This is a genomic window from Nocardioides sp. GCM10027114 (assembly GCF_042659625.1).
Classification (GTDB): Bacteria; Actinomycetota; Actinomycetes; order Propionibacteriales; family Nocardioidaceae; genus Nocardioides.
Genome location: NZ_JBHSSS010000009.1, coordinates 70,701 through 82,892, shown reverse-complemented (window position 1 = coordinate 82,892; position 12,192 = coordinate 70,701). Strand labels below are relative to the sequence as shown.

The window sequence follows — 12,192 nt, the reverse complement described above, 5'->3', positions numbered from 1 at the left end:
TCCCACGCTACCGGGGGTGGAGCTGCAGCACGGCGCCGCGACGGATGTCGGCCGTGTCCGGGAGGTCAACGAGGACGCTTTCCTCATGGCGCCGCCGGTGTTCGTGGTCGCCGACGGCATGGGTGGGCACGAGGGCGGCGACGTCGCCAGCCGGATCGTGGTCGAGGAGTTCGCCCGGCTGGCCGACGAGGGCTACGACCCGCGTGCCGGCGCCGACGCGGTCGAGCGCACCCTCGACGCCTGCCGTCGCCGCATCGCCGAGTACGACGCGAGCCGCCACGTCGCCGGCGGCAAGCGGCAGCACGCCGGGACCACCGTCGTCGCCGCGCTCCTCGTGGCCGACGACGAGGGCCCGAGGTGGCTGCTCGCCAACGTCGGGGACAGTCGCGCCTACCGGCTCCGGGGCGGCCGGCTCGAGCAGGTGAGCGTCGACCACTCCGTCGTGCAGGAGCTGCAGGACGCCGGCCTGATCGACGCCGCGGAGGCGGCCACCCACCCGGAGCGGCACGTCGTCACCCGGGCGATCGGCGGCAGTGACAACTCGAACGCGGACTACTTCATGCTGCCGCTGCCGTCCGCCGAGCGGCTGCTGCTCTGCTCCGACGGCGTCAGCAACAAGCTCGACGAGCAGCAGCTGGCCGAGGTCCTGCGCGAGGCCACCAGCCCGGCCGAGGCCGCCGACCGGCTGGTCGCCGCCGCCGTGGCCGCAGGGGGCGAGGACAACGCGACGGCGGTCGTGGTCGATGTGGTGGGATCATCGGCGCAGCAGACCCACGGCTCCGCGCGGCAGCACGAGAGCCTCGAGCAGAAATTGGGAGCCCTCCCGTGAGCGTCCCGCTCTCCTACCGGCCGGGCCGGTGGTACGCCGTCCTCGGTGACCGGGTGACGCTGCTGCTGCCGCCCTCGGCGAGGGCGCGCGCGGCCCGCGTGTGGGAGGCCGTCGACGACGGCGCCGACGCCGAGGCGGTCCTCGACCTGCTGCTGGCCGACGGTCTGCGCGGGCTCCCCGGCTTCGTGCTCCTCGCCGAGGGTGACGCCGACCTGCTCGTGCTGGTGCGCGGCGACTCCCGGGTGGCCGTCGGTCACGGCGGGTCGGCCGACCCCGTGGAGGTCACCGGTGCCGGCGCCGCGACCTGGGTGGAGGCCCGGGTCCCCGCCCCGACGTCGCTCCACGTCGAGCCGGCGCCGGACGCCGGCCCCGAAGATGGGCCCGACGACGGCGCCGATGAGGGGCCCACCCACCCCGTCACCGGCGGGCTGCTGCGGGTCGGGCGCCTCGCCGGCCGCGTCGCCGACGACCTCGGGAGTGACAGTGCCGCGGCCGAGCCGACCCCCGACGCCGGACCGGCCACGGAGGCCTGGCAGGTCCCCGCGTCCTTGGCCGCGCCTGCCGCGCCCCAGCAGCCCGCCGACGAGCGCGACGTCATGGCCACCGCCGACACCGCCGACCAGCCGGCCGTCCCCGCAGCACCCGACCTCGACCACGACGGGCTGACCCGCGCCGGCCCCTGGGACCCGGCGCCCTTCGCGCCCCCGCCCGGGATCCCCGGTCAGCCGCCGGCGCCGGGCGTGACCGGGCCGGTGGCCCGACTGGTCATGTCCCATGGCGAGACCGTCGACGTCGACCGGCCGGTGGTCGTCGGGCGCGCCCCGGAGGCCCGCAGGTTCCCCTCCGACGAGCAGCCGCGGCTGGTGACCGTGCCCAGCCCGCAGCAGGAGATCTCCTCGACCCACCTCGAGATCCGCCCCGGCTCCGGCGCCGACCACGGCAGCGCCGTCGTCACCGACCTCGGCTCCACCAACGGCACCGTGCTGGTGCAGCCCGGCATGGCACCCGAGGACCTCCGGCCCGGCGTGGCGGTCCAGCTGCTGCCCGGCGCGGTGGTCGACCTCGGCGACGGCCTCACGATCCGGGTGGCCGACGCGTGACCACCGCAGTCCCGGCCCCTCCCGGTCCTCCCGCCGCCCCCAGCTCGTTGCCGGTCGCGTTCCCTCCGGCGGAGCTCGACCGCCGCTTCTACGCGCACGTCGTCGACCGGATGCTCGGGTGGACGCTGCTCGCCCTCGGCTGGTGGGCGGCCTGGGCGCTGCTGCTGTCGCAGGGCCACGTGCTCGGCGGCGTCGCGCTGGGGCTGCTCGTCGGCCTCGCCGTGCTGCTCGGCTCCGCGACGCTGCTGGGGCTGCGCGGGCTCTCGCCCGGCAAGGCGCTGCTCGGGCTGCGGGTCGTCCGCCTCGGGTCCGGGGACGCCCCCGGGATGGCCGCCGGGCTCACCCGCGCGTTCGTGCTCGCGGTTGCGGGGCTGCCGACCTTCGGCATCGGCCTCGCCACGCTCGCCTGGACGGCCGTGACGGACCCCGGCGGCCGGCGACGCGGCTGGCACGACCAGCTCAGCGAGTGCGTCGTCGTCGACGTCCGCCCCCGGCCGGCACCGCCCGTGCCTGCCGCCGAGGTGCCGCAGCCGGTCGTCAACCTCACCGCGCTGCGTCTCGTTCCGGCACCTGCCACGCCCGCCGCCCCCACCGCCACGCCCGCGACCACCGCCCCTCACGCCGTCGCCGCCGTCGCCTCGTCAGCACCCACGGCGCCGGCCGACGCGTTCGACCCGACCGCGACCCGGGTGGCCGCGGCCCTCGGCGCGGCGGACCGTCGACCGGCATCCCCGCGCCGGGCCACCGCGCGCTGGCGGGTCCGCTTCGACTCCGGCGAGCAGCTCGTCGTCGACGGACCGGTGCTGATCGGCCGCCGCCCGGAGCCGCGCCCCGACGAGCCCGTCGGCCACCTGGTGCCGCTGGTCTCCGGCGACATGTCGCTGTCGAAGACCCACGCCCAGCTCGAGGTCTCCGCCGACGGGGAGCTCGTCGTGGCGGACCGCGGGTCCACCAACGGGTCGGTGCTGCTGCGCCAGGGGGTCTCGCGGCCGCTGCCGCCCGGGCGTCCCACCACGCTGCTGGACGGTGACGTGGTCCGCCTCGGCGACCGTCGGATGACGGTGGTCCGGGAGCCCTGATGGAGCGCTCCTTCCTCGACCTGCTCTACGACCAGGCCCCGCGGGCGGCGTACGACGACCTGCTCGAGGAGGCGCGCCGCGCCGGAGCCGCGGGCGCCGAGCTCGACCGGCTGCGCCGCGAGCACGACGTGGCGATCCGGCTGCGCGACCTGATCGCCGGGCAGCGGGCCCGCGAGGCCGAGCTCCGGGCGCTCTACGACACCGCGAGCGACCTCACCGCGATCCGCGACGTCGACGCGATCCTGACCGCGATCGTGCGCCGCGCCCGGCAGCTGCTCAACGCCGACATGACCTACCTCTCCCTCAACGACGAGGAGGAGGGGGCGTCGTACATGAAGGTGACCGACGGCGCGCTCACCCCCGAGTTCAAGCGGCTGCGGCTGCCGCTGGGCACCGGCCTGTTGGGGCTGGTGGCGCAGACCGGGGCGCCGTACTTCACCGAGGACTACCAGTCGGACGCGCGGTTCGTGCACCGCGGCTACATCGACGACGCGGTGGCGGGGGAGAAGATCCGGGCGATCCTCGGCGTCCCGCTGGTCGTCGACGGGAAGGTGATCGGCACCCTGCTCGCCGTCCACCGGACGGTGCGCCCGTTCCCGCCGTCCGAGGTCAGCCTGCTCACGTCGTTCGCCGCGCACGCCGCGGTGGCGCTGCAGAACGCCCGGCTCTTCGCCGAGCTCGACACCGCCAACCGCGCGGTGACCGCCCACGCGGCCGCGGTGGAGACCGCGGCGGTCGCCCACGACCGGCTCACCGACCTGCTGCTGCACGGCGGTGGCGTCGACGAGGTCGCGGCCGTGCTCGCGGAGGTCCTCGACGGCCGGCTCGCGGTGCTCGAGCCGTCCGGCGAGGTGGTGGCCGGGGTCGCCCCAGACGCCGCCCTCGAGGAGTCCGTCGAGGAGTCGGTCCGCTCCGCGCGCACCGTCCCGGCCGGCCCCGGCGTCTTCGTGGCCGCCGCGCTGGCTGGCACCGAGCACGTCGCCACCCTCGTCCTCGACGGCGTCGACCGCGACCTCGACCTGGCCGAGCGCCGCACTCTGGAGCGCGGCGCCATCGTCACCGCGCTCGTGCTGCTGCTCGCCCGCACCGTTGCCGAGACCGAGGACCGCCTCGGGGCCGCCCTGCTCGGTGACCTGCTCGACGGCGGCGGCCTCGCCGACCTGGGCCTGCGCGAGCGCGCGCGACGGCAGCGGGTCTCGCTCGAGCCACCGCTGGCCGTCGCCGTGGTCGCGGTCGACGGCGCCGACCGGTATGCCGCCACCCGGGCGCTGGCCCGCATCGCCGCCGCCGAGCGGGGCCTGGCCGGCGACCACCACGACCGGCTGGTGCTGGTCGTGGCCGACGACGACCCGCTGGCGGTGGGCGCTCGCGCCCGCGACGCGGTGGCCCGGGCCCTGGGGGCGACGGTGGCGGCCACCGTCGGGGTGGCGGCAGCCCGCGACGACCTGCGGGCGGCGTACACCGAGGCCCGCCGGGTGGTCGACACGCTCGAGACGCTGGGCCGCACGGGCGAGGTGAGCGACCCCGCCGGCCTCGGCGTCACCCGGCTGCTGCTCGGGGAGAACGGCCCCGAGGAGGTCGAGGCGTTCCTCGCGGCCACCCTCGGCCCGGTGGTCGACTACGACCAGCAGCGCGGCACCCACTTGCTCGCGACCCTCGAGGCGTGGTTCGCGGCCGGGGGCCGCGCCAAGGAGACCGCGACCCGGCTGCACGTCCACCCCAACACCGTCGCCCAGCGGCTCGACCGGGTCACCGAGCTCCTCGGCGACTCCTGGCGCCATCCCGCGCGGGGCCTCGACCTGCAGCTGGCGCTGCGGGTCCACCGGCTTCGGCGGTCCTGAGCCGCCGGGCCGGGGCGACGTCCGGGCTCACCCGGCGGGCAGCACCTGCCGGCCCCGGGTGGCGTGGAAGACGAGGCTGGTCTCGGCGTGGACCACGCCCGGCCGCCCGGTGAGGTTGTCCAGCACGAAGTCGCGCAGCGCCTCGGGGGAGGCGCAGGCGACGTGGACGAGGAAGTCGTCGGCGCCGCTGATGTTGTACGCCGCCAGCACCCCCGGGAGCGCGGTCACCTCGGTGGCGAAGGTGTCGACGTCCTCGCGGGCATGACCGGCGAACCGGATCGCCACCATCGCCTGCACCGGCAGCCCGAGCCGGGCCAGGTCGACCTCGGCGGCGACGCCGGTGAGGATGCCGCGCTCGCGCAGGCTGCGGACCCGGGCCAGGCAGGTCGACTCCGCCACGCCGGCGGCCTTCGCGAGCACCACGTTGGGCGTCCGGCCGTCGCGCAGCAGCGCGGCGACGATGGCGCGGTCGACGTCGTCGAGGAGCGGGCGCTCCCGCGGTGGCGGGCCGGGAAGGTTCTTCGGCATGTGACGCAGCCTACGCCCGGTGTGCGCTGATTCTTCGCTGAGAGCGTGGATATTCGAGGGATCTGCGGATCCATTGCGTCTCTGCCGTGGATCCACGCATCCTGCTGCCATGCCGCGACTCGACACCGACGCCGTCCACCTCGGCCGCGAGGACCTCGCCGACCTCGGCGTGCACGTCCCGCCGCTGGACCTGTCGACCACCTACCCGCTGCCGAACGTCACCGACGGCGGCGCGGCGTACGAGACCCTGGCGACCGGCCGCCGCCCGGGCGTCGCCGACTCGCTCGTCTACCAGCGGCTGTGGAACCCCAACGTCGACCGGTTCGAGCGCGCGGTCGCCTCGCTCGAGGCGCGTCCCGAGGCCGTCGCCTTCGCCACCGGGATGGCCGCGCTGAGCGCCGTGCTGCTCGCGTCGGTCGCCGCCGGTCGTCCCCACGTCGTCGCGGTCCGCCCGCTCTACGGCGGCAGCGACCACCTCATCGCCACCGGGCTGCTGGGCACCTCCGTGACCTGGGCGGCCCCCGACCGGGTCGCCGAGGCGCTGCGGCCCGACACCGGCCTCGTCGTCGTCGAGACGCCCGCCAACCCCACCGTCGACCTCGTCGACCTGACTGCCGTGGTCGCGCAGGCTGGGGACGTCCCCGTCCTCGTCGACAACACGTTCGCCACCCCCGTCCTCCAGCGGCCCGCGGTCCACGGCGTGACCCTGGTGCTCCACTCGGCGACCAAGTTCATGGGCGGGCACGGCGACGTGATGGGCGGCGTGGTCGCGGCGGACGAGGACTGGGCCGTGCGGCTGCGCCAGGTCCGCGCCGTCACCGGCGGCCTGCTCCACCCGCTGGCGGCGTACGAGCTGCACCGCGGCCTGCAGACCCTGCCCGTCCGCGTCCGCACCCAGCAGGAGACGGCCGCCGTGCTCGCCGGCCGGCTCGCCGACCACCCGAAGGTCGCCGCCGTGCGCTACCCCGGCCTCAAGGAGTGCGACCCGCAGGGCCTGGTCGGCAGCCAGATGGCCGGCCCGGGCAGCCTGCTCGCCCTCGAGCTCGCCGGCGGGTACGCCGCCGCGCAGGCCACCGCCGCCGGCTGCCGGCTGATCACCCACGCCGTGTCCCTCGGTGGCGTCGACACCCTCGTCCAGCACCCCGCGGGCCTGACCCACCGCCCGGTCGCCGCCGAGGCGAAGCCCGGCGACGCGCTCCTGCGGGTCTCGGTGGGACTTGAGGACGTCGAGGACCTGTGGGAGGACCTCGACCGGGCGCTCGCCCGCGCCTGACCCCCGCGCGCGAGCTGCCGCCAGTTTCCCCGCGGGAGTGTGGGGCGGCCACATCTCCGGCCCTGATGTGTGTGGCGACGGAACGTTCCGTGGAGTGAGACGGCGACCGTAGCGTTCCGCGCATGCCTGAGACGACCGTCACCCATGGCGTCACCCGTGGCCCCGACCTGACCGGCCGGCGCGCCGTCGTCACCGGCGGTGCGAGCGGCATCGGTGCCGCCGTGGCCACCCGGCTCGCCGAGCTCGGCGCCGCCGTCACGGTGCTCGACCGCGACGAGGAGGCCGCCGCGAAGGTGGCCGCCCGGATCGGCGGCGACCACCACGCCATCGACCTCACCGACGGTGCCGCGATCGACGCGCTGGGTTTCGAGACCGACCTGCTCGTCAACAGTGCCGGTGTGCAGCACGTCGCTCCGATCGAGGAGTTCGACCCGGAGAAGTGGGCGCTGATCCAGCGGCTCATGCTCGAGGCGCCGTTCCGCCTCGCCCGGCGGTTCCTGCCGGGCATGTACGAGCGCGGCTTCGGCCGCCTCGTGCACGTGTCCAGCGTCCACGGCCACCGCGCCTCGGCGTACAAGTCGGCCTACGTGAGCGCCAAGCACGGCCTCGAGGGGCTGTCCAAGGTGATCGCGCTCGAGGCCGCCGGCAAGGGCGTCACCAGCAACACCGTCTGCCCGGGCTACGTCCGGACCCCGCTCGTGGAGGGCCAGATCGCCGCCCAGGCCAAGGCCCACGGCATCGACGCCGACGACGTGGTCGACGAGGTGCTGCTCGCGCGCACCCCCGTCAAGCGCCTCGTCGAGCCGGAGGAGGTCGCCGACATGGTCGCCTTCCTCTGCGGCCCCGCCGCCTCCTCCATCACCGGCTCCTCCTTCCTCCTCGACGGCGGCTGGACCGCCGCCTGACCGGGGTCCGCCCCGCCGCACCCGAAAGGAACCCGCATGACCACCCAGTCAGCTCCCGCCCCGCAGACGGGCACCGAGCAGGAGAAGACGCCGATCGTCAAGGTCGTCTTCGCCAGCCTCGTCGGCACCGCGGTCGAGTGGTACGACTTCTTCCTCTACGGCTCCGCCGCCGCGCTGGTCTTCGGCACCCTGTTCTTCCCGGAGTCCGAGCCGGTCACCGCGACCCTGCTCGCGTTCGGCACCTACGCCCTCGGCTTCGTGGCGCGCCCGCTGGGCGGCGTCGTCTTCGGCCACTTCGGTGACCGCGTCGGCCGCAAGAAGATGCTCGTCGTCTCGCTGATGATGATGGGTGTCGCGACGTTCGCGATCGGCCTGCTGCCGACGTACGCCACCATCGGCATCGCGGCCCCGATCCTGCTGCTGGTCTGCCGCCTCGCGCAGGGCTTCGCGGTCGGCGGCGAGTGGGGCGGCGCGGTGCTCATGGTCGCCGAGCACGGCGACGAGGAGAGCCGCGGCTTCTGGTCCTCGTGGCCGCAGGCCGGCGTCCCGCTCGGCAACATGCTCGCCACCGGCGTCCTCTTCGTGCTCGCGGCGGTCCAGAGCGACGAGGCGTTCCTCGCCTGGGGCTGGCGCATCCCGTTCCTGCTGTCGGCCGTGCTGGTCCTGATCGGCCTGTTCGTCCGCCTCTCCCTCGAGGAGTCGCCGGTCTTCCAGGAGGCCAAGGCCGAGATCGCCGAGAAGAAGCAGACCGAGTCGCACCTGCCGATCCTCGAGGTGATCAGGACCTACCCCAAGGAGGTCCTGATCGCGATGGGCATGCGCCTCGCCGAGAACATCTCCTACTACATCTTCACGGTCATCTCGATCACCTACGTGACCACCTACCTCGGCGCCGACAAGGACCTGATCCTGAAGATGCTGCTGATCGGTGCGGGCATGCAGTTCGTGATCATCCCGCTGATCGGCGCGCTGTCCGACCGCGTCGGCCGCCGGCCGCTCTACATCGTCGGCGCCGCCGGTGTCGGTGCCTGGAGCTTCGTGTTCTTCGGCCTGCTCGACGACATGACCTCCGGCAGCGTGATGCTCGCCGTCCTGGTCGGCCTGATCTTCCACTCGTTGATGTACTCGCCGCAGGCGGCGTTCTTCTCCGAGCTGTTCGGCACCTCGGTGCGCTACACCGGCGCCTCGGTGGGCTACCAGCTCGCGTCCATCTTCGCCGGTGCGCTGGCGCCGATCATCGCCCTCGAGCTGCTCGGCACCGTCGAGGAGAAGAACACCTTCGCGGTGGGCGTCTACGTCGCCATCGCCTCGGTGCTGACGATCGTCGCCGTGCTGTTCGCCAAGGAGACCAAGGCCTCCTCGCTGCGCCACGACCGCGTGGTGCGGGCCGCCCACGACTGACGGCCACCCCCGACCCGCCGACCCGCCCCACCTGCCCGGCAGGGGCGGGTCGGCGCATCTCCGGGCAGGTCTTCGCCGGCCAGTGGGACCCAGCTGAGGTCAGCTCGCGGCGAGCGCGGCCACCACGGCGTCGTACGTCGTCCGGTCGGCGGCGGCGACCAGCCCGCCCTCGGTGACCAGTCGCGGCTCGTACGGCGTGCCGTCGTGGGTGCCGACGAACGCGCCGGCCTCGGCCAGGAGCAGCGACCCGGGGACGTGGTCCCACGGGTTGGCGCGGCCGTAGAGGACGAAGTCGGCCTCGCCCTCGAGCAGCTTGGGGTAGTCGACGCCGCAGCACACCCAGGTCAGCTCCAGCGGCGGCAGGCCGTCCAGGCCGTCCAGGGTTCGCCCCAGCCAGCGGCGGCGCGAGGTGGTGCCGCGCCAGCGCGCCGGGTCCTCGGGCGGCGCGGGGCGGTCGAGGCGCTCGCCGTTGCGGAAGGCGCCGGCGCCCTTCTCGGCGACGTAGGCCAGGCCGTGCTGCGGCTGCCAGATCCAGCCGCGGACGGCTTCGCCGCCGCGGACCTCGCCCACCATCACGGCATGGTCGCGCTTGCCCTCGACGAAGTTCTTGGTCCCGTCGACCGGGTCGACGGTGAAGGCGTGCTGGGCCTCGGCGTACCGCGTCATCAGTGACGGGTCGCCGGCGAACGTCTCCTCGCCCAGCACCACGGCGTCGGGGTAGGCGGCGACCAGCGCCTTGGTGAGCAGCACCTCGGCCTCGCGGTCGGCGGCGGTCACCAGGTCGCCCGGGTTCTTCTCGTCGACCTCGTGGTCGGCGAGGTCGCGGAAGCGGGGGTTGATGACCTGCTCGGCGACGTCCTGGAGCAGGCGGAGCACGGCGTCGGTGTCCATCGCCGCCCAACGTACCCGCCCCGTCGAGTCGGGACCCACCCACGTCGAGTCGGGACTTCCTCACGTCGAGTCGGGAGAAAGGTCCGGACCAGGTCGTCCCAAGTCGGGACTCGAGCGTCAGAAGTCGGGACTCGACTGTCAGCGGGTGAGGACCATGGGGATGCGCACGCGACGACCGTCGCCGGAGCGCCAGGTCACCCAGCCGTCGTCGAGCCGGGTGGCGCGGTGGTCGTGCTCGGCCTGCACCCGGAAGGTGACGCTCTCGCCCGGCCCGAGCCGTACCGCGGCGGGCGTGACCTCGACCCGGTGGCCGGTGAAGCCGGAGGTGCGGGAGGAGAAGTAGAGCGCCCGGCCGGTCACGTTGGTGATGGTGCGCCGTGCGGTGTCGCGGTCGCGGGTGAGCAGGATGGAGGGCGTGTTGAGCTCTCCGTCGAGGGAGCGGTCGAGCCAGGCCCGGTAGTCGCGCGGCCCGACCCGGTAGGCGAGCGGGGTCGCGCCGGCCCGTGCGGCGCGTAGCCGGCCCGCGCCCTGCGCCAGCGCCGACGAGTCGCCGGGGACCGACGCCGCCGAGGTGACGAGGGCGGAGCGGACGGTCGCGGCGTCCCAGCCGCGGCGGCCGAGCAGCCGCAGCGCGACGCCGCTGGTGCGGGCGGTGGCGGCGGAGGTGCCGGAGAGCAGGTCCCAGCGCGTGCCGCGCACGTCGGGCGGGACGGCGCCGAGCACGCCGACGCCGGGAGCGACCAGGTCGGGCTTCACCACGGGGCCCGCGGGGTCGCCGGAGCTCGACCAGGGCGTCACCCGCGCCTGTCCGGTGCGGGTCCCGGCCGGCCGCAGCGTGGCCCGCGCCCCACCATCCCGGCCCAGCCACTCGCGCAGCGACTCGGCGTCGGCGCGGGCGAGGTGGACCGTCGGCACGGCGTGGAGGTCGGCCTCGACGGTGCCGGCGCGGACGTTGGCGAGCACCATGCCCACGCCGTCGGCGCGCTGCACGGTCGCGGACTTCTCGACACGACCCACCCCGCCGCGGTCGCAGACCACGATGGCGCCACGCGTCAGCGACACGTCGAGGGCGTCGCTGCGGCACTGCCGTGCCGCCGTCCGGGTGGCGCCGTCGGCGGCGGCGTCCTCGGCCAGCACCAGCCGGGCGGGGCCCGCGGTGCGGCCGGTCGCCATTGCGCCGGTCAGCGTCGGCCCGCCCGCAAGCTCGACGGCGCCCCGGCGCTGGTGGCCGGTGGTGGCGCCCACGGTGGTCACCCACGGGGAGGGGTGCGCGGCGTAGGCGCTGCCGCCCTCGTTGCCGGCCGCGGCCACGACGACCACGTCGTGCTCGGCCGCGCCGAGCAGCGCGCGCTCGAGGGTGTCGGCCGTCGACGGGCCGCCCACCGCGAGGGTGAGCACGTCGACCCCGTCGAGCGTCGCCCGGTCGACGGCGGTCACGACGTCCGCAGTCGCGCAGCCGTCGTCGTCGGGGTCGGGTGCGGTCCAGCAGGCCTTGTAGGTCGCCACCCGCGCCTGCGGGGCGATGCCGCTGAAGCGGCGGTCGCGCAGCCCGGCGACCCCCACGCTGACGCCGGCGTTGCCGGCGACGACCGACGCGACCTGGGTGCCGTGGCCGCTGTCGTCGCGCGGGGAGAGCGAGGAGGTGCTGCGGAGCGAGTCGCGGCCGAAGCCGGTCACGAACCAGCGCGCACCGACCAGCTTGTCGTTGCAGTCGTCGGTGCCCCAGTCGCCGCCCGTGATGCAGCCGCCGCGGAAGTCGCGCGGCTCGCGGCCGAGCCCGGGAACACCGGAGAAGAGCGGGCTCTCGGGCCAGATGCCGGTGTCGACCACACCCACGACCAGGCCGGCGCCGCCACGGCGACCCCCGGCGTACGCCGCCCGCGGGGCGGCCGCGGCGGCCGGGGTCGAGGCCAGCGGCAGGACGGCGTTCTCCTCGATGACGGCGACCCGTGGGTCGGTGCGCAGCGTGTCGAGCTGGATCTCGTCGACCGACACCGCGAAGCCGTTGAGGGCCGTCGTCCAGCGGTACGCGGGGCGCTCGGCGTCGATGCGGTCGAGGACGGAGTCCTGCACCCGCAGCAGCGAGGCGCGGTAGGTCGCGTCGGAGAGCGGGCCGCGGTAGCCGGCGACGCCGGGCTGCTCGAGCGTGACGAGGTGGAGGGAGCGGTCGTCCCCGGAAGGCGCAGTGGCCGCCGCAGCGGCGGGCGAGGTGACGCCGGCCAGCGTGCCGGCGACGCCGGCGCCCAGCGCGGTGGCTGCGGCGGCGGCGCGGACGAGGGAGCGAGTACGGCGAGATGCGCGCGTACCAGGCCGGTGGGGCACCTCTACTCCCTTCTCTCCCCGGT

10 protein-coding genes are annotated in these 12,192 nt (G+C 75.3%); 7 read left to right on the top strand and 3 right to left on the bottom strand.

What is annotated here, in order from left to right; translation table 11 throughout:
• Positions 1 to 16 precede the first annotated feature (16 nt).
• The 4 genes from ACFP2E_RS05210 to ACFP2E_RS05195 are packed head-to-tail and all read left to right on the top strand — an operon-like array spanning position 17 to position 4,849.
• Complete coding sequence (locus ACFP2E_RS05210) at positions 17 to 829, top strand: PP2C family protein-serine/threonine phosphatase (protein WP_378521540.1); 813 nt, start codon at positions 17 to 19, stop codon at positions 827 to 829.
• Positions 826 to 1,929, top strand: a complete 1,104-nt coding sequence (locus ACFP2E_RS05205) for an FHA domain-containing protein (protein WP_378521539.1) — start codon at positions 826 to 828, stop codon at positions 1,927 to 1,929. Before ACFP2E_RS05210 ends, ACFP2E_RS05205 begins: the two co-directional genes overlap by 4 nt.
• Entirely contained in the window at positions 1,926 to 3,008 is a 1,083-nt protein-coding gene (locus ACFP2E_RS05200; protein ID WP_378521538.1) for an RDD family protein, read from the top strand. Before ACFP2E_RS05205 ends, ACFP2E_RS05200 begins: the two co-directional genes overlap by 4 nt.
• Complete coding sequence (locus ACFP2E_RS05195) at positions 3,008 to 4,849, top strand: helix-turn-helix domain-containing protein (RefSeq protein ID WP_378521537.1); 1,842 nt, start codon at positions 3,008 to 3,010, stop codon at positions 4,847 to 4,849. Before ACFP2E_RS05200 ends, ACFP2E_RS05195 begins: the two co-directional genes overlap by 1 nt.
• Positions 4,850 to 4,876: 27 nt before the next feature.
• Here ACFP2E_RS05195 and ACFP2E_RS05190 read toward each other — a convergent pair whose 3' ends face one another.
• The gene (locus ACFP2E_RS05190) at positions 4,877 to 5,377 is read right to left on the bottom strand and encodes an Lrp/AsnC family transcriptional regulator (protein ID WP_378521536.1); all 501 of its coding nucleotides are present in this window, start codon (positions 5,375 to 5,377) and stop codon (positions 4,877 to 4,879) included.
• A gap of 109 nt (positions 5,378 to 5,486) precedes the next feature.
• Between ACFP2E_RS05190 and ACFP2E_RS05185 the strand changes: the two genes are divergently transcribed.
• From ACFP2E_RS05185 to ACFP2E_RS05175, 3 genes are all read left to right on the top strand, one after another.
• A complete protein-coding gene (locus ACFP2E_RS05185; protein ID WP_378521535.1) occupies positions 5,487 to 6,650 on the top strand; it encodes a trans-sulfuration enzyme family protein in 1,164 nt (387 codons plus the stop codon).
• A gap of 122 nt (positions 6,651 to 6,772) precedes the next feature.
• Entirely contained in the window at positions 6,773 to 7,555 is a 783-nt protein-coding gene (locus ACFP2E_RS05180) for a 3-hydroxybutyrate dehydrogenase (protein ID WP_378521534.1), read from the top strand.
• A gap of 36 nt (positions 7,556 to 7,591) precedes the next feature.
• Entirely contained in the window at positions 7,592 to 8,956 is a 1,365-nt protein-coding gene (locus ACFP2E_RS05175; RefSeq protein WP_378521533.1) for an MFS transporter, read from the top strand.
• A 99-nt stretch (positions 8,957 to 9,055) separates the two neighbouring features.
• Here ACFP2E_RS05175 and ACFP2E_RS05170 read toward each other — a convergent pair whose 3' ends face one another.
• Together ACFP2E_RS05170 and ACFP2E_RS05165 are read right to left on the bottom strand one after the other, a co-directional pair.
• Positions 9,056 to 9,847, bottom strand: coding sequence for an inositol monophosphatase family protein (locus tag ACFP2E_RS05170; protein WP_378521532.1), 792 nt, complete (start codon positions 9,845 to 9,847; stop codon positions 9,056 to 9,058).
• Between the two features lie 138 nt (positions 9,848 to 9,985).
• Positions 9,986 to 12,169, bottom strand: coding sequence for a S8 family serine peptidase (locus tag ACFP2E_RS05165; protein WP_378521531.1), 2,184 nt, complete (start codon positions 12,167 to 12,169; stop codon positions 9,986 to 9,988).
• Positions 12,170 to 12,192 lie beyond the last annotated feature (23 nt).